Annotated in this window: 18 protein-coding genes; 5 read left to right on the top strand and 13 right to left on the bottom strand. The window is 57.6% G+C overall.

Going from position 1 to position 17890, the window contains the following annotated elements; translation table 11 throughout:
- Positions 1-5 precede the first annotated feature (5 nt).
- Entirely contained in the window at positions 6-203 is a 198-nt protein-coding gene (locus tag ACR0AY_RS15315) for a DUF1127 domain-containing protein (RefSeq protein WP_170397815.1), read from the top strand.
- Between the two features lie 55 nt (positions 204-258).
- On the opposite strand, the gene ACR0AY_RS15320 is transcribed toward ACR0AY_RS15315, so the two are convergent.
- A complete protein-coding gene (locus ACR0AY_RS15320; protein ID WP_170514195.1) occupies positions 259-621 on the bottom strand; it encodes a Lin0512 family protein in 363 nt (120 codons plus the stop codon).
- Entirely contained in the window at positions 618-968 is a 351-nt protein-coding gene (locus ACR0AY_RS15325) for a Lin0512 family protein (protein ID WP_170514198.1), read from the bottom strand. The genes ACR0AY_RS15320 and ACR0AY_RS15325 overlap by 4 nt, the downstream gene beginning before the upstream one ends.
- A gap of 268 nt (positions 969-1236) precedes the next feature.
- Between ACR0AY_RS15325 and ACR0AY_RS15330 the strand changes: the two genes are divergently transcribed.
- Complete coding sequence (locus tag ACR0AY_RS15330) at positions 1237-1500, top strand: hypothetical protein (RefSeq protein WP_170397824.1); 264 nt, start codon at positions 1237-1239, stop codon at positions 1498-1500.
- A gap of 85 nt (positions 1501-1585) precedes the next feature.
- Here ACR0AY_RS15330 and trxA read toward each other — a convergent pair whose 3' ends face one another.
- From trxA to regB, 8 genes are all read right to left on the bottom strand, one after another.
- The gene (gene trxA / locus ACR0AY_RS15335) at positions 1586-1906 is read right to left on the bottom strand and encodes a thioredoxin (protein ID WP_170397826.1); all 321 of its coding nucleotides are present in this window, start codon (positions 1904-1906) and stop codon (positions 1586-1588) included.
- A gap of 58 nt (positions 1907-1964) precedes the next feature.
- On the bottom strand, positions 1965-5324 hold the full coding sequence (addA, locus tag ACR0AY_RS15340) for a double-strand break repair helicase AddA (protein WP_170514202.1): 3360 nt from the start codon (positions 5322-5324) through the stop codon (positions 1965-1967).
- Entirely contained in the window at positions 5321-8248 is a 2928-nt protein-coding gene (addB, locus tag ACR0AY_RS15345) for a double-strand break repair protein AddB (protein WP_170514205.1), read from the bottom strand. Before addB ends, addA begins: the two co-directional genes overlap by 4 nt.
- Positions 8241-8927 (bottom strand): nucleotidyltransferase family protein, encoded by a 687-nt coding sequence (locus ACR0AY_RS15350; RefSeq protein WP_170514208.1) that lies wholly within the window; start codon positions 8925-8927, stop codon positions 8241-8243. Before ACR0AY_RS15350 ends, addB begins: the two co-directional genes overlap by 8 nt.
- Positions 8924-9928 (bottom strand): aminoglycoside phosphotransferase family protein, encoded by a 1005-nt coding sequence (locus tag ACR0AY_RS15355; RefSeq protein WP_480454370.1) that lies wholly within the window; start codon positions 9926-9928, stop codon positions 8924-8926. The genes ACR0AY_RS15350 and ACR0AY_RS15355 overlap by 4 nt, the downstream gene beginning before the upstream one ends.
- Positions 9925-10395: a tRNA (adenosine(37)-N6)-threonylcarbamoyltransferase complex ATPase subunit type 1 TsaE gene (gene tsaE / locus ACR0AY_RS15360; RefSeq protein WP_170407927.1), complete on the bottom strand. Its 471-nt coding sequence runs from the start codon at positions 10393-10395 to the stop codon at positions 9925-9927. Before tsaE ends, ACR0AY_RS15355 begins: the two co-directional genes overlap by 4 nt.
- A gap of 40 nt (positions 10396-10435) precedes the next feature.
- On the bottom strand, positions 10436-11944 hold the full coding sequence (locus tag ACR0AY_RS15365; protein ID WP_170407929.1) for a PAS-domain containing protein: 1509 nt from the start codon (positions 11942-11944) through the stop codon (positions 10436-10438).
- A gap of 64 nt (positions 11945-12008) precedes the next feature.
- Positions 12009-13400: a sensor histidine kinase RegB gene (gene regB / locus ACR0AY_RS15370; RefSeq protein WP_170514215.1), complete on the bottom strand. Its 1392-nt coding sequence runs from the start codon at positions 13398-13400 to the stop codon at positions 12009-12011.
- A 92-nt stretch (positions 13401-13492) separates the two neighbouring features.
- Between regB and ACR0AY_RS15375 the strand changes: the two genes are divergently transcribed.
- Positions 13493-14110: an SCO family protein gene (locus ACR0AY_RS15375; RefSeq protein WP_170514218.1), complete on the top strand. Its 618-nt coding sequence runs from the start codon at positions 13493-13495 to the stop codon at positions 14108-14110.
- Positions 14111-14197: 87 nt separating this feature from the next.
- Entirely contained in the window at positions 14198-14752 is a 555-nt protein-coding gene (locus tag ACR0AY_RS15380; RefSeq protein ID WP_039542641.1) for an ActR/PrrA/RegA family redox response regulator transcription factor, read from the top strand.
- Positions 14753-14799: 47 nt separating this feature from the next.
- On the opposite strand, the gene ACR0AY_RS15385 is transcribed toward ACR0AY_RS15380, so the two are convergent.
- The 3 genes from ACR0AY_RS15385 to ACR0AY_RS15395 all read right to left on the bottom strand — a co-directional run bounded on the left by ACR0AY_RS15385 (position 14800) and on the right by ACR0AY_RS15395 (position 17311).
- Positions 14800-15765 carry a glycosyltransferase family 2 protein gene (locus ACR0AY_RS15385; RefSeq protein WP_170514222.1) on the bottom strand — a complete coding sequence of 322 codons (966 nt, stop codon included), beginning with the start codon at positions 15763-15765 and terminating at the stop codon, positions 14800-14802.
- 53 nt (positions 15766-15818) lie between these two features.
- Complete coding sequence (locus ACR0AY_RS15390) at positions 15819-16643, bottom strand: FkbM family methyltransferase (protein WP_170514225.1); 825 nt, start codon at positions 16641-16643, stop codon at positions 15819-15821.
- 74 nt (positions 16644-16717) lie between these two features.
- On the bottom strand, positions 16718-17311 hold the full coding sequence (locus tag ACR0AY_RS15395) for an HD domain-containing protein (RefSeq protein WP_170397878.1): 594 nt from the start codon (positions 17309-17311) through the stop codon (positions 16718-16720).
- A 206-nt stretch (positions 17312-17517) separates the two neighbouring features.
- Here ACR0AY_RS15395 and ACR0AY_RS15400 point away from each other — a divergent pair, with 206 nt between their 5' ends.
- A complete protein-coding gene (locus ACR0AY_RS15400) occupies positions 17518-17832 on the top strand; it encodes a hypothetical protein (protein WP_170397881.1) in 315 nt (104 codons plus the stop codon).
- Positions 17833-17890 lie beyond the last annotated feature (58 nt).

Genomic DNA, 17890 nt, shown 5'->3' on the forward strand with positions numbered 1-17890 from the left:
AGCACATGGCAAACGCAATCGCAAAAACCCATGCGCCGCGCGGAGCAGTCACCATCCTGCACGCAGTGGACGCATTCTCTCATGCATTCGAAAACGTTGTCGAATGGTACAAGTCATATCAGACACGCAACGAACTGTCGCAACTGAGCGACGAGCAGCTGGAAGACGTCGGGCTGACCCGCGCTGATATCTCCAAGTTCTGATCCAGGATTTGAACACTTATAAGATGAGCCGCTCGATTGAGCGGCTTTTTCTTTTTCAGTTTTCGACGAATTTACCTGCGAGATCAGGCAGATAAGCCTCAACTGCAGCAGTGGCTACGACATGCCGGGTACCCGCCTCGGCATCCTCGACATCCAGTCCCCCTTTGACCGCCCGAACCGAGGCGCGGCCCCGCGGCAGATCCGAGGCGACAAGATCACAATCAACCTTCTCAGGCTGCTGAACGCCAATCGTGACCTCAACGCGCATCTCCTCATGACTGATGCCCAGTTTGGAAAACAGCGTGATGGACGAGTGGTGCAGCGCGTCCTGAACAGCGCGGCGCGCGGCCTTGGTATAGTCCTGACCATACAGATCGTTGCCGGTCCCCATCTCCAGAATGATGCGTTTTTCCGTCATCGGGCGGGCTCCATATCAAATGAGACAACGATCGCGGCGTTGGCGATCACCGTGCGACCTTCAAAATGGGGTTTGTCGATATCCAAGCCACCATGTGTGACCGTGATGTTGGGCTGGCCGTAGGGGAAAATGGCCTTCAACGCCTGCGAATCCACCCGGTCCGGTTGCTGTACTCCGATTTCCGCGTCGATGATCATGGCCTCTTTCGGGAATCCGAACAATTCCGCCATATTGATCGAGTTATGCCAGAGCGCATCCTTGAGCGCGCGCAGCGCTGCTTCGGTATAGTCTTCGCGCCGAAGCGACGTACCCATACCGAATTCCACCAATACCCGAGTTTTGGGCATGTCGCCTCCTTATTCCTGATGACCCGACAATCTGCACGAGTTCTTGCGAATTGAAAGAACCAGTACAGTGAACTGCATCCGGCCAAACCACGAAACCCGAATGTTTGGTGTGTACCGCCGCTATCGACTAGAATTCTGTCTGTTTAAGCACACGATCTATGAAAGGTTTGATTCCATGACGTATTTTCGGCTCATGTCATCATTGTTGTTGTTTGGACTTCTGGCGCCAAGCGTATCCGCTGAAGTCATAGAAAACAAAGCGAAATTTATGAACCTGATCGTTGATAAGAAGCTGGTTCAGGGCGAAACCTGGGTGACTATTCACAAGGACGGCACGGTTGAGGGCAAAGGCCCGAAAGGTGGCAGTATCAGCGGCACGTGGGAGTGGAAAGACAGGTATTACTGTCGGAGAATCGTGATCGTCGGTGAAGTGATGCCCCACGACTGTCAGGTGGTTTCAATCGCAGACGACACCGTTACATTTACCCACAAAGACGGCGCGGGAGTATCGGTGAGGTGGACCATCAAGTGAGTCTAAACTCTTGTCACGCAGTGGCTTTAACAAAAAAAGGCGCCCAATGCGGGGCGCCTTTTTTTCGTTCGCACACTAGCGAAGGTCAGATCGACTCGTCGATCCAGCTTTGCAGGGCCGCCTTCGGGGCCGCGCCAGCGCGGTTCGAAACCACCTGACCGTCTTTGAAAATGAACAGCGCCGGAATGCCGCGCACGCCCATGGCCGCGGCTGAGTTTGGGTTGCTGTCGACATCGACCTTGGCAATCTTCACCTTGCCACCATATTCGCTGGCCAGCTCTTCCAGGGCGGGGCCGATCTGCTTACAGGGGCCGCACCACTCGGCCCAGAAATCCACCACGACGGGGATATCGGAATTCTTGACTTCGGCGTCAAAGGTGTCGTCGGTAACGGCTACGGTCGACATGTCTGTCTCCTGACTGGGAATGCTTGGGCTCAGAACCTAGGTGCGGCACCGGGCAAGGTCAAGATATAGGGTTCGGTGTCAGGGCGTCCGTCACCATATCGTGTGGCAACCACATCAGGTGTGCGGTTCGCGTCCACAAGATAGCGGTGCGGATACTGTGATTGGGATAGATTTGCGACAGGGCATGGGCGTAGGCCGCCATCTGTCGCAACAGCCCTTCGGGGCAGGATTGTGGCCCGGTCGGAACAGTCGCATTGGATTTGAAATCAATCACATGCACCTCTGTATCCGTGATAATCAGCCGGTCGATGACCCCATGCATTCGTGTGCCGTTCAGATCGGCAGAGACCGAAACCTCGGTCAGCGCATCCGAGCCAAAGACCGGTTTCAGATATTCGGCCGTCAGCACCGATGTGGCCTCAGTCAGCAGATCTTGCCGCTCAACATCTTGCATATCGGCCAGAAGCCGTGCGCAAAGCTGCGGCCATTGATCCTGTGCGGCAGCAGGAAGATGTTCGAGCAACAGATGCAGCTGCGATCCACGTCGTTTCGCCGCCTCTTCATTCTGCCCCGCATCTCCGGGCAAGGCCTTCGCACCCCCTAGATCAGAGGGGCTGAGCGTTTCGGCTGGCGCGGGTACATTTGGCGCGGGGTGGTCAAAAAATACAGGCAAATGCTGTTCGTTGTGCGGGATGCTGCCCTGTTCAACGGCAGGCAAAGCCTCCCAATCTCCATGCGCCAGTCGAAGGGTCTGGGTGCCGGGCACCTGATTAGCCCCTGCCCGCGCCATCGCGGCCTCAACCATCTGATACCAACTGTTGCCATCCTTGCCTACATCCCCGGCGGCCGCCACTATTAGCCACTTTTCTGCCCGTGTTAGAGCCACATAGAGTAGCCTCAGCCGCTCATTCTCTTCGCGCGTTCTGGCTTCTTGGCGCGCAGCTGCGATCAATGCAGGTGAGGCATCAGAAGGCACTTTCCACAACGGAGTATCGCCCGCCATCATGATCTCGGCATCTCGTGGTGGCTGTCGTTTACCAGTGTCCGGCAGGATTACGATCGGTGATTCCAATCCCTTCGAGCCATGAACGGTCATCACCCGGATCATATTGCCGACTCCGCTCATCTGGCGCTTGATCTCCAGATCGTCGGTTTGCATCCAGACCAGAAAACCGGTGAGGCTTGGGATATCTGTCCGTTCATAGGCCAGCGCCTGCGACAGTAACGCGTTGATACCATCCTCAGCCTCGGCCCCAAGCCGACCCAGCAGTTTGCGTCGCCCGTCATGGCGCGTCAGGATACGTTCGATCAGATCATAAGGACGCAGAAAGTCGGTTTGACCGCGTAGGTCGTTCAGAATCGCAAGCGTTACCGGGAACTCCTCGGCACGATTGCGCAACGCTGCCCATAGATAAGTTTCCTCCCTGCGATGAGCCAGATCGAACAACTGTTGTTCCGTCCAGCCAAACAGTGGGGATTTCAGGACTGTCGCCAGTGACAAGCTGTCTTCGGGTGTGGCCAGAAAGCTAAGCAAAGCAGCCAGATCCTTGACCGCCAATTCCGCGCCCACCTTCAGGCGATCTGCCCCCGCGATGGGCAGACCCTCGCTTTTGCAGGCGCGAATGATCTCGGCAAACAGGTCTGAGCGGCGTTGGACAAGGATCAGAAAGTCGCGGGGCTGCACTTTGCGCCGGACAAATGTCCCCGACGCGTCGCCATCATCGGGAATGGTGGCGCCACCCCTGATCATATCCTTGATCGACCGGGCAACCTGTTCTGCCAGAATGACGGTGTGATGCCGCGCGCCGGGTCGATCAACGGGATCGGTCCAATCGGTGTCATCCTCGTCTTCAACCTTCTCGATCACCGGCCATAGGTCGACGCGCCCAGGAAGATCGGCCTTGAATGCCCGGTGTAAGGCATCCTTGTGGAACCCGGCCTCTATATGGTTTTCGAACAATATATCGACCAGCCCAAGGATCGCGCTGGACGAGCGGAATGAATATTCCAGCGTTGAATCCCACAGTTTAGAGCCTGATTCTCGAAGTTTTCGTCCAAATTCGGCCTGCATCTGGTCAAAGGCTTGCGGGTCGGCACCTTGGAAGGAATAGATTGACTGTTTCTTGTCGCCGACCACAAAGATCGTGCGCTCAACGCCGGATCGGGCCCCTTCCCCGCTGGTAAATTCCTGAGCCAATTTTTCGATCACGTCCCATTGATCCGGGCTGGTGTCCTGCGCCTCGTCCACCAGAATGTGATCGATGCCACCGTCGAGCCGGTACAGCACCCATTCTGCGACCGCCGGGTCGTTCAGCACCTGACGTGCGCGCAGGATCAGGTCATCAAAATCCAGCCAACCCCTAACCTGCTTGCACCGCTCGTATTCCGGAAGGAAGGCCGCGGCAAAGCGATGTAATACGTGGGTTTTCTGGGCCGCAACCAGCGCCAGTCGCTGTTCCCGCGCGGCTTCGACCCGCAGCATCAGGGCCTCGAGCTGGGGCATCCGATCTGCCAGCGTCCCTTCACGCAGCGCCTTGGTTGGAAAGCTGTTGAGTTTTGCGGCAAAGGGCTCTTTCGCGCCCTTACCCGTCAATAGGACGTTTTCAAGTATCGTCAGTTTGCTCAGCCGGGCGTCGGTAAAACCGACAAGCTTGTCGGCGGCCTTGGCATTGTTCCCTCCGCTTTCCGAAAGCGCGGGCAAAATGGACTGGATCAGTTCGACCTCACCGCCCAGAAACACGTTACGCAGCAGGACCTGTTCATCAAAACCTTCGGGCAGATCAAACCGTTGCAGAATGTCCGGCCATTGCAGCACATGTTCAAACTGATTTCGTTTCTGCGCAACAGCGGCAGTCAGTTTGTCAAAACCGGTATCGGTGACAAAGCGGGCAACGTCTTCGATCAATTCGGCCTGAGGGCCGTCGGCAAAACTTTCAATGATCTCTTCGCGCAGCAACGCCGCAGCCCGGTCTTCCATTTCGGAGAATTGAGGGCTGACCCCTGCCTCAAGCGGGAACCGTCGCAGCAGCGAAGCACAGAAGGAGTGGATCGTTTGGATTTTCAGTCCACCAGGCGTCTCAATAGCGCGGGCAAACAGGGTCCGTGCTTGCGCCAACCGGTCGGGATCGATCAGGCCTGGTACGCCAAGTTCGACCAACTCAGACTGAAGGTCGCCGTCGCCCAACATTGCCCATTTGCCAAGACGTTTGAACAACCGGTTCTGCATCTCGCTGGCCGCGGCCTTGGTATAGGTCAGGCACAGGATATGCTGCGGCTGTACGCCATCCAGCAACAGCCGCGCCACCCGGTCGGTCAGCACCCGGGTCTTGCCCGAGCCCGCATTGGCCGCCAGCCAGGTTGAGGCGTCCGGGCGCGCGGCCTGAACCTGCCGTTCGGTGGCATCATTGCGGGGGGTCATGTCAGGTCCTCCGGTTCGGTTTCCGCTGAACGATCCCACTCGCCGAACCGGGCGAGGTGATCATAGTCCCCTATATCTGTGTCCTTGTGCAGCATCCTGCGTGAAGAGAACCCCTGATCAGGCTCTAAATAGGCTGATATGAGCTCTTTCAGTTCGGCCAGCACCTTGTCGGTCGGCTCTTTCTGCAGCGGTGCGGGCACTTCTTTATAGGTGCCGCCCATGCCAATGAAGATCGCCTGTGCAACGGGAAGCGGATCGAATCCTTCGATACCGCCCTGCTCGGCCATTGCGGCCTCGATCAGCAGTTGTTTGTCGAATTTGGCTTGCTGACTTTCCGTTGGCGGAGTGCCCGTCTTGTAGTCGATGATACGCAAAGCCCCCTGCCCGCTTCGATCGATTCGGTCGGCACGTCCGGCAATGGTGAAGTCCAGCGGCGTCAACGCCAGCCGCATTCCAACTTCAAATGCTACAGCCCCGCCATCGGCGCGGCGGTGAATCTCGGCGGACAGAAAGCTATCGGTAATCCGCTCTAGCCGCGCCAGCCACAGCTTTCGGGCAGTTGGCCACGCAACGTGGTCGTCCAGCAGAGCTTTGGCGCGTTTCAGGAAATTTTCTCGGGTCAATAAAGCCGGATCCAGAACGCTGTCGCGCACGAATTGTTCCATCACCTCGTGGATGACGATACCGCGTAGCAGGGCATCTGGCGCCTGAACCAGCGGGTCCAGTTGTCTCAATCGCAGGACATGTCGGGCATATATGGCGTACGGATCGCGGATCAGGCGTTTGATTTCGGTCACCGATAGCCGCCGTGGCCGCGCCGCGACGGGTGGTCGTGGCGACGGGCGGTGCGCGGGTGCGATTCGGGGTGCATGTTCCAGCATCTCTGCCCAATCCAGCCACCGTTGGCCCCGCGCTTGCATTGCTTCTAACGCCCTAGTTCCACCCTGTTCAGGCAGGCCTTGCAACAGGTTGGTCATGCGGTTCAGCCAACGGGATGGTACGGTCTCCGCATCATCCGAGCGGGTAGCGCGGGTCAAAACCACCTCTGCAGCACCTGCCGCCTGCTGGAAGTCATGCGCGGACAGGCCGATCCTGCGTTCGGGCAGTAAAAGACCGGCCTCATTGCGCATCTGACGGTTCAGCCAGGGGTCGGGTGCCGCAGCCTCGGGCCAGCTGCCTTCGTTCAAGCCACCCAGAATTAGCAGATCCGCACCCTGAACGCGCGCTTCCAGCGTGCCCCAGATCATCAGATGCGGGTGAGGTGCATCGCGGTCGCGGACTTCTTCACCTGCCAACAACGCGCCCAGAAGGTCGGCAAAGTCATGGGCGGTCATCGCGCCGCCATGCTGTGCTTCGGCTTCCAAAGTAGAGATCACCGCAAGCGCCTTCTGGCCCGCGTTCTTGTCCCACAATGTGCCAGATTCACCGGTTGCACCTGCCGAGATCATCTCGGCCAGCGTGCGAAGCCGGGCGACCCAGTCCGGCAGTGGCTGTTCGGTGGGGTCGTATTGATCGCAAAATGTCTGGGTAACCCAGCGGACCCAGTCCTCGGGCGCTTCAGTACGAATGGCGAAAGCGGTCAGGCTGGCGCTGTCGGGAAAGGGCGGGCCATAGCGACGCAGGTCAAGCTCAAGATCGCGGGTATGCAGCAGGTGGCTGCCCCGGTCGCCCCCGTCATGGCACAGTGGGTGTTTGAGCAGCGTCAGCAGAGCCTCGCCATCCAGGCGGCGCGCGAACAGCCCGGCGACATGGCGCAGGAACCGCCCGGGCGGAGACAGCTGCAGTGGCAGGCCCGCGCTGTCATCGGGCAGGATATTCCACCGGTCCAGTGCGGCGCTGACCTGCCGGGTTAGCATCCGGTCGGGGGTGATTAGCGCGGCGGTCTGGCCGGTCTCGGCGGCTTGCCGTAGGCGTAGCGCAATGGCCAAGGCCTCGGCCCGGGGCGAGGGCGCCTCGATCAGCGTCACATCCTTGGTCGCACCGTTCAGGTCGGGCAGGAGCGGGCCTTCAGTCATCCATGCGTCGGTGACCGGGGCAGGGCGCAATGCAAGCGAAATCAGCTTGTTACGGGCAGGTGAAGGGGCCTGATCCGTGGTCCATGGCCGGATTTGATCCGGGCCAAGCCCTAGCCCAAGCATCAGCTTGCGGAACCGGTATTGAGGATGATCCTCAGATGTCAGCGGGTTATCCAGATTGTGCCAAACATGTTCAGGCTGATCGAAATCATAGCCAGGCAGCACCAGCGCCCCCTGAGGCAGACGCGCGACCGCCTGCATCAGCATCAGGGTGGTCCCGCGAGACCCGGTAGAGCCTGCCAGAATGACAGGATGTTCGGGCGGCGACGCCTCCCAGCGCGCGATCAGGTTCTCGACCACGCGCCGCTGTCGGGCCTGCGCATCCAGCGCGTCCGAACCGGATTCCATGAACTGATCGGCGATGCCGATAAAGGCCTGCGCCCGTGCCCAATGGCCGGACATGTCGCTGACATCCAGTTGCCTGATCGCATCGTGAGAGACACCTTCCCCCTGCATCTCGTCGATCAGCCCGGCCAGGCTGTCAGATAGATCGAACAGCGAGGACCGGGCCGCCAGATCGGGTTGCTGGTCTAGCAGTTTTGCGATCAGCTGCGTCAGCTCCAGCCTGCGACGCAGAGGCGGGATTGCGGGTGGGATCTGCGCCAGATCGGCGCTTTCGCCAAGATCGGTGACCAAAGAGAGGCGTGGCAAAAGGCAAGCGGGACCCTGATCAAACAGATCGCGCACCCGGCGCGCCATCCGGCGGGTGTTGATCACTAGTTGCACCCGGGCCAGCGCGTCGGGCGGCTGCCCCACAAACCGCTCATGTAGCCCGTCAACCAACACCTTGGGAAAATCCGCTCCCGGAGGAACGGCGAAGACCCGGGGCAGGGCGCTGGGCTCAAACATCGGCAATCAGCCCCTCGGCCAGATCAATACCCTCGGGACGCCCCACATCGCACCAGCGACCGGGGTAAGACAGTGCGAACAGGCGCTTTTGCTGCAGCATTCGATCCCACAACACGTTCAATGAAAACACGTCCTCAGCGATGTCATGCAGCGCTTCGGTTTTCAGAATTTGTACCCCGCCGTAAACAAGACCTGCACTGCGGACGATCCGCCCTGTGCTGTCCTGAGTGAAGTCACCAGGGCCGGAGTGGCCAAGGGTTTGCCCAACTGGAACGCACATCAGCAGCGCATCCATTTTTTCCGGATTCCACTGATCCTTCAGTAAATTCAGCGGGTTGGGCCCAGCCCAGATCGCGTCGCTGTTCAAGGTGAAAACGGGATCGGATCCAAGCAGAGGTAGCGCTGCGCGCAGCCCACCACCAGTATCCAAAATGCGCGGTTCTTCCCGCGATATCATAACGTCGCAGCCCGCCAGATGATCAGCCAACTGATCAGCGTGGTAGTGCAGGTTGGCAACAACCCGCAACGGCCTGAGCGCATCGACCAGATCCAGTGCGTGATCAATCAGGGGCCGCCCGGCCACCTCGATCAGCGGTTTGGGCCGGTCTTTGGTCAGGGCACCCATGCGAGTACCAAAGCCCGCGGCAAACAGCATTGCAGCTTGGGGTGTGCCGGTCATTGCGCCCTCAGCTTTGCCAGGTTCTCGGGGTTTGGGGCGGGCAGGGCGCTGCGCAACAGGTCTGCCACCGGCACCAACGCGGGATGTTCGAGATCGCGCATCAAATGTGCCCACGCAGCCGGGATCAGGTCGACGTAGTGTGGCTTTCCATAATCGGTCGCCAGCCGGGCAAAACCGCCCAGAATGCGCAGGTTACGCTGTGCGCCCAGAACAGCATATGCGGTGCGGAAATCATGCCCATCGACGCCGGTTGCGGTGATATAGCGGTCGATCATCCTCATCTCGATCCCGGCGGGCACAGTCCGACGCACATCCTGTAGCAGTGACATCAAATCATAGGCGGGATGCCCCAGCATCGCGCTTTGGAAATCCAGCAGACCGACGCGCGCCAGACCTTCGCGCTCGGGCAGCCAGATCAGGTTTTCTGCGTGGTAATCGCGTTGCACAACAACCCGCGTTCCGCCGGTTTCCCGGTGCAGGATATCCGCAAAGCGGAGCTCGAACCGGGCGCGGGCCTCGTCGTCGTGCGACCCAAGAATTCCTTGTGCATATTTCGTGAATGACAGCGCCGCCAATTCGGTCATCATAGCGGGGTCGTAACTGTCTAGCGAAAGCGTCGGCGCCGCGTGAAGATGGACAAGTACATCGGTTGCGGCGTCATACAGCGTGCGCTCAAGCGTCGGATCGTCCCGCAAGACGCGTGCGAACAGATCGTCGCCCAAATCTTCGAGCAACAGAAACCCGTATTCGCAGTCCTCGGCGTAGATTTCCGGCGCACTCAACCCAATGGAACACAGGTATTTCGACATACGCACGAAGGGTTCAACAGCTTCGCCCTTGTCGGGCGGAGCATCCATCAAAACGGCGGTCCGGCCGGTGACAGGGTCGGTCAGACGCTCGTACCGGCGGTTCGAGGCATCACCTGCCAAAGGCGTATGCCGTGCGTCGTTCCATGGTGTCTGCGCGATCAAGGCTTCTGCCAGAATGGCCCGGTTCGTCATTGGATCCCCTCCAGCTTGGCGTTCCATTTCGGGTCTGTCCACGACATCTTAAGTTGTCGCGTATCTTGTTCGTTGGCGTCTGTGGTGAACCGGATCAGTAAGGCCGGCTCTGGCGTCAGAGGACCCAGCTTTTCAGGCCACTCGATCAGGCAAATGCCGGCGTCGAAGGCGTCGACCAGCCCTAGCTCTTCGATCTCTTCCACGGCAGAAAGACGATAGAGGTCTGAATGCCAGACCTCTCCAAGCTGCGTCTCGTAAACCTGAACCAGAGTAAAGGTCGGCGAAGGCACATCTTCGGGAGCGGACAGAAGAGATTGAATCAATGCGCGTGCGAAATGGGTTTTGCCGCTGCCGATGGTACCTTCAAGCAGGATAGTATCGCCAGACTGCAATGCGCCTCCCAGTTTGGTGGCAACTTCAGCAGTGTCGAATGGGGATTTCGAGGTCAGAGTCAGCGGTGCGTTCATGGCGTCACAATGAACCTGCGCCGGGTCGGCTGCAACCGGTTCACGCGCTGATTTTTTGTATTTCCGTGATGTTCCTGACCGGGTTGTCCGAGGCGAAACGGACAATTGTTGCCCCGTTTTGCATGGGGCTGACCGTGCAGTTCAAAGAGCCGCCGGATTTTAGGATCAGTTCAGCCGACCATTCGGCCCGATTCTCGCGCGCGGTGACGAATTCGCGGATCTCGCCAAGGATCGGCGTGGCGGTGCAGTGCTCCTGCCATTGGCGTGTGATTTCCAGCACCGTTGCTGGTTCGAATCCTACTTCGCCGCTGTCGCCCCACAACACCTGATAGGCGTAATTTGTGATCGCCAGCGAACCGTCATCCGAAAACACCGCGATGGCATCAGCCAGCTTGTCCAGAATGGATTGCATAAGGTCCGTTTCAGCGCGGAACCGTCGGGTCAGTGTGATTTCGGCGGTGATATCTTCGAACAGGAAAGCCACGGCCCCATCGGGATGCGGGCGACCACTGACGGAATAGACCGATCCTGATGGCAGCGACCAGGTTTCCTGATAGTTCCCGTCCTGTGCCGCCTCCAGAAGGTCGTTCATCTGGCGCCGCCAACTGCGATAGTTCTTAGGCTCGGGCATCATGTGCTGGTCGCGAAGCCGGTCAAAAAAGCTGGACAGGCTTGGGCGCAGGCTCAGGAAGTCGGGTGGCAGGGTGGTCAGATCAATCAGCGCTGGATTGAACAGGGCCAGTTGCCGGTTGCGGTCAAAGATCGCTAGGCCAATGGAGAGCTGTGCGAAGGTTTTGGTCATGGTCTGCACAAACTTGCGCTGTGCTGTCTCGGCTTCGACAATCGCGTTGATATCGACCGCGTAACACAACTGATCCTGTTCGTGTGCGACCTGGGTCAGGTCAAACCAGAGCTTGGCATCGCTGTCCCTGACCGGAATCGAGACACGGGTTTTTCGACTCAGCTGCGCCTCGTCCCTGTGAGAAGGAAACAGAGGGTCCGTCAGATCGGCATCCGGTCCCGCGATCTTGCGAACCAACCGTACATAGGCCGCATTGCACCAGCCCACCTTATCACGGTGATCTATCAGCCAAACAGGGTAGGGCGCCTGCTCCATCGCCAAACGAATTGGATCGCGCTGGTCACGGCGTGGCGCAGGGATGGTCCCCGTCAGATCACGTAATTGAACCCGAATGATACCGTCGATCCACTCGCACAGAACCTCGCGCTCGACTGTGCAGTCGATGGCTGAAACGGCGATGTTGCCCCCGGACCGGACAATCTCGGGCGTTTCGGGGAAAGCGGGAAAATCTCGTTGCAGCAAACGCCGCAGATCAGCCCAGTTGCTGACGGATTCGTAACCTGCCAGCGCAATATCGGAGTGGCTGATCAACCGGTCGCCATCGAACAGGAAGACAACATCGAACAGCGCTCCGGGCGCTGACAGCCCGAAATCTCTTGTTTTGGCCTGATGGCGTGGCAAGAGCCACAATATCGCAAAGCTGGCCGAAACCACACTGATTGCGGCCAGAACGATCCATTCGGCCATTGCTCCAACCCCCGGGTAATACGTTTGAATCTATATGAACAACAATGGTTAACGGGGTCTTAACTCAGATCTGGAACGGTTGGTTGGCGCCCGAGGGAACAGGAGTGTCCCCGGTTTGCGCGTCGATCAGCTTGCGCGGCCAAACGACATTGACGATCGCCCCCCTGCGGTCCGGTTGGTTAGTCAGGGTCTGATAAGGGTCCGCGCCATTGGCGAAGCTCAGTTCGGCACCGCTGCGTTCCAGCAGGGTTTTGGCGATGAACAGACCCAGCCCCATGCCTTCGTATTCCGGCCGACTACTGCGATCGGCGCGGCGGCGGCGCATGAATGGGTCACCAATCCGACCAATGATGTGAGAGGGATAGCCGCGCCCATCATCCATGATCGAAACGCTGATCCGGTCAGAGGTCCATTCAGCTTCGACCCAGACCGTCGACTGGGCGAAATCCACTGCGTTCTGGATCAGGTTGCGCAGCCCGTGAATGATCTCGGGCTTGCGCAGGATTGAGGGCTGCTGCACATCGCCATCCTCAACTGGTCCTTCGTCGAAATGCACCACTTTACCACGATTGATATGTGGCTCTGCCGCTTCATGGATCACGGTGGACAGAGGCGCCTGACGCAGGTGCAAGTCATCTTTCCCAGCTCGGCCCATATCGCGCAGGATGTCGCGGCAGCGGTCAGCCTGTTCGCGGATCAAGGCTGCGTCCTCCATCAGCTCAGGCCGGTCGTCCAGCTCTTCGATCAGTTCTGAACTGGCCAGCTTGATTGTAGCCAGCGGCGTACCCAACTCATGCGCGGCGGCGGCCACCACACCACCAAGATCAGTCAGCTTTTGCTCGCGCGCCAGCGCCATATGGGTGGCCGAGAGCGCTTCGGACATCGATTGAACTTCGGAACTGATGCGGTGCGAATAGGCGCCGATGAAAACGATGGCGATGATAATCGCCGCCCAGTTTCCGAACAGCAAAATATCGGGGATATCCAGCACCAACCCCAGATTGGTTCTCAGCGGGAGGTGGAATTGCGCCAGCAACGTGGTCAGGATCACCGCAACGCTGCCGATGATCAGGGTCGAGCGGGTGCTCATTACATTTGCAGAAATCGTCACCGGACCCAGCAACAGCAGCGCAAACGGGTTGTTTAGCCCCCCCGTCAGATACAAAAGGATCGACAGCTGCAGCAGATCGAACAGCACCATCAGGAAGTTCTCGAATTCCGACAAGCGCTTGTTTTCGGGAAACAACAGAATGGCCGTGAGGTTACCCATCACCGAAATGCCGATGACGAAATAACACAATGCCAGCTCAAGCTGAACGTCGTAATATTTCTGTGCAACCGTGATGGCCGTAAACTGGCCGATAATGGCGACCCATCGCAGCAGGATCAGCGTGCGCAGCCTGATCCAGGTACTGCGCTCCTGCCCACGCCAAAGACTGGTGTTGGAATTCGTCATCTGTCGATTATGTCCTATTGCGTCGGTCCGACATGTTGATAGGTGTCCCGGCAGAATCGATCAACATCCCCTTTCGTATCAGGATACGCGCCATGGTTCGTCTTTATGCTATTCTCGCAACTGTTGTTCTTGCAATTGGTCTTGGCGCCATGTGGCTGCTGACGCGGGGTGGCTCAGATGACAAATACGCGCAGTGCCGCTCGTCTCAGATTGCGGGCGGGAGCGCGGCGATCGGCGGACCGTTCGAACTGCTTAACGCCAATGGTGAGACGGTAACCGACAAGGATGTGATCACCGAGCCCACGCTTGTCTACTTCGGTTATACCTTCTGCCCGGATGTTTGCCCCTTTGACATGTCGCGCAATGTCGACACGATCGATTTGCTGGCAGAGCGCGGTCAGTCGGTGACGCCGTTGTTCATCTCGATAGACCCGGATCGCGATACCCCCGAGGTTGTGGGCGATTTCGCATTCAACCTGCATGAACGCGTGATTGGCCTGACCGGATCGCCCGAGCAGATCAAGGCGGCCAGCAAGGCGTACAAGACCTATTACAAGGCCCAAGACAAAAGCGATGAGTATTATTTGGTCGACCACTCGACCTTTACCTATCTGATGACGCCCGAGGACGGGTTTCTGGAATTTTTCAAACGCGATGAAACGGCCGAGCAGATGGCGGACAAGATTGGCTGCTTTCTTGATCAGGCCTGATCCTCAACAGTCGGTTTGACCTTTGGAATGGCGCTGCTATTACTCATGTTTAAGCCAAGAGGCATGAAATAGCGGAAAGACCCACATATGGCAGACAGTTCCCAGCTTGAAATCGGCCCCGACAAATCGCTGCTGCTGGTAGATGATGACGAGCCGTTTCTGAGACGTCTGGCCAAGGCCATGGAAAAACGCGGATTCGAGGTTGAAACCGCGGGTTCCGTCGCCGCAGGCCGCGCCATTTCCACAGCCCGCCCACCTGCCTATGCCGTGGTTGATCTGCGACTTGAAGATGGCAATGGGCTGGACGTGGTTGAAGTGCTGCGCGAAAAACGCCCCGACAGCCGGGTTGTGGTTCTAACCGGTTATGGCGCCATCGCCACCGCCGTTGCGGCGGTCAAAATTGGTGCAACCGACTATCTGTCCAAACCCGCCGACGCCACTGACATCACCAACGCTCTGTTGGCCAAGGGCGACGAACTGCCCCCGCCGCCGGAAAACCCCATGAGCGCCGACCGCGTCCGCTGGGAACATATCCAGCGCGTTTATGAGCTGTGCGACCGGAACGTCTCGGAAACCGCGCGCCGGTTGAACATGCACCGCCGGACGTTGCAGCGGATTCTGGCGAAGCGTAGCCCAAGGTAGACCCTTAAACTCAATAGTGTGTTTTCCCGGGCCGTTCCAAACGACTTTCAGGGCGCGGGTTGAGCCTGAGTTTGGAGCCTCAGCGCGTAATTCTTAAGGCAGGCAGAGCGCGCGCACCCAACTTTAGGCAATAACAGCAACTCATCAACCTTTGCCTGTAGCTTGCCACCCATCGCCAGCATTCGATCATCCACGACGCTGTTCTGATTGTACTTGTTCCAATACCTTTCACGAAACCGGCTGGACCGGTTGGGTGCATCTGTCGCTTTCGTGCCTTGCCCGCGCTGCCGCTTGAGCGCGAAACTGTCTCGCGTTTTCACCGGGTAGTGAATGACAGCAGCCCAATCGTGTGTAGACAGATGCTCGGGCGCGGCACCCAGCGCATGTCTTCGTCGCAATCCCGAACGATACATGTGTTCGTGCATCGGCAGGCCCGCAGCATTTACAAATTGCGATCCATCGTTTCGAAAGTCCGGTCGCAAGTAGGGCCGGTGCAGGCCAAACCCCCGTATTTTATCAGACTTTCGAAAAAGCGTTTTGAAGTAGCGATGCAAATTATGATCTGTATCGGCACGCTTTAGGAATCGTTGCGTGACCAGCCCCGGTTCCCACTTGTCGTTGCCCCCATTTCCGAAGATCAACCAATTCACGGCGATGCCCTCGGCGAAACCGGAACAGCGTTCGACGAGACCTGCGACCTGATTTTCATCGTTTGCACAGAAAAGAAACTCATCGCTATCAAGCCACATCAGCCAATCGGCATCGTTAAGCGAAGGATGCGCATAGGCCGTTTCCGCCGCTGTATGCTGTGGTACTTGCCCGGGTTTCAGATCTTGCAGAACATGGGAAATAACCCCGTTTTTATCCAGCGCATCAAGCAGCTCGGCGGTGCCGTCTGTCGAGTCATTGGTGTAAATCAGAATAGGATCAAACCCGACCAGCAGATGATACGCGATCCACTCAAGTATAAACGGCCCTTCATCCTTGGCGCAGGAGAACAGCCCGACCTTCATATCGGCTTGGCCTGAGTGGGTTTGATCATGATCGCGGTTCTCCCTTGCACGGCCTATCTTCTGAAGATGATATTACGTTGAGTTTGAAAGGCATTTTCATAGCCACGATCGGAAAGTGAGGCAAACAGGCGTTCGGCGCTATCACCAAGATTCACGGTTTCCAGCTGTAGATATTGGGGAAGCGCTGCATCTACTGCGCTTTCAAGAAAAGGCATAAGAATGTTCGGCTCGTGCCCTTCAACATCAAGCTTGGCAAAATCGGCATCATGCAGATGTGTAAGCTCAAGCAGTGTTCGGGTCTGCACCTCAATCGTATCGTATTTTGATAGCTCCAGATACGCTGGGTCGTTTGCCAAGCGCGCCTGACCAAGATTGGTGGCCGTGTCGCCCCGCTTTTCTATGATAAGTGTCGCCTCACCAGTTTCGCCCGCGATCGCGAAAGTGTTCAGCTCCACGTTGCCAAATCCGTTCAGAGAGCAATTATTGCTGAGGCGTTCGGCCAGTGTCGGATTAGGCTCAAACGCATGAATCCGGGAGTCCGGGCTAAGAATTGACGACAAGAAAAGTGAATACAGACCAAAATTTGCCCCGATATCCAAAACCTTGAGAGTCTTCCCCGCAAAACTGTCTTTCAGCCAATTCAGCTCAAGCTCTTCCGGGGACCGGCCCTTCTGCCAAAGAGAGAATTCGCTGAAATTGTCATAAGGGTGCAGGTGGATTCGAATACCCCGGTAGGCGATCAACTGTGGCAGCAGTGACTTTCGGATCAGATTGCGCACCCGCCCTCGGCCTGTCAGATTGTACGCTTCACGTAAACACGCGTTGGCATATTCCATCTGCGCGTTCGTGACCGGTATCTGGCTGTCTGCGTCGCTCATCTGAACCTGCGTCCGATTATGGTCTTGTTTTAGCGGAAAATTAGCATAGGCCGAGCTGCTGATCTATTGGCGACCTAAATGCTGCCCAACAATTCCTGATGCCGCGCGGTATAGGCCTGCCGCACCTCAATCGGGGGACGCAGTTTGATCTGCAACCCCTCTAATATTGCCTTGTCCGGACGACCAAAGAACTTTGATGCTTCGGTATCAGAAAAACCTGCGATCTGCGTCGCCTCCATCCAGGCGCTGATCTTGTCCGCCTTCTTGATCTGGCGTTTCACTGTTTTTGGTACCACGGCGGGCAACCCGAAACGTATATGAATCGCAGCAGCCAGCCGGTCGTCTAAATCACCATAATCCGGGCCAACGGCGGATTTCACCGGAGAGATCATGTCACCAATCACATATTCGGGGGCATCGTGTAACAGTGCCGCCAACCGCCATTTCGTCGGTGCATTTGGTGCGATGCGGCCAAAGAGCTCTTCCACCAGCAAGGAATGTTCGGCCACGGAATAGGCAAAATCCCCGTTGGTCTGACCGTTCCACCGCGCCACAAAGGCCAGCCCGTGCGCGATATCTTCGATCTCGATATCCACGGGCGTCGGGTCCAGCAAATCCAGCCGCCGTCCCGACAGCATTCTTTGCCACGCTCTGGGTTGTGTTGCCATTTTACCATGCCTTGTGAACTGGGACACGTTCAATTCGCGTTCTTGTGGTATGATGTATCTGTCTGGATCACATGCTGCCAACAATTTCTTGAGCATTCGTGCTTTGAACCTGCGCGATACGATCCCGACATCAAGGACTGAGGGGGGTGCTGACTCCTCCCAGTTGCGCCCTCTCGAAACGAAACTCGTATCGAAAGGAGCTTGCTATGTTCAAGCGTTTGTTTGCAATAACCCTGACCTTCGGAATGGCCGCAACCGCGCCACCCGCCTTTGCCCAGAACTGCGCAGAGCGCGAGCACGTGATTACCAAACTGCAAGACAATTACTCCGAGGAATTAACCTTTGGCGGTCTTCAGAAATCACGTGGCGGGCAGACGGTCATGGAGGTTTGGACCTCGAAGGAAACGGGAAGTTATACCGTTTTGGTGACCCAGGCGAACGGCATGAGTTGTATTGTCGCCGTTGGCACTGATTTTTTTGAAGCGATCCCCAAAATCAAGGCAGAGGGTACGCCAAGCTGATATTTTGTCACCAGACTTCCTGTTTCCGGCCATCTTCATTGCCTCATCCCGCAAGGGA

The sequence above is a fragment of the Ruegeria sp. A5 genome, from assembly GCF_056543005.1.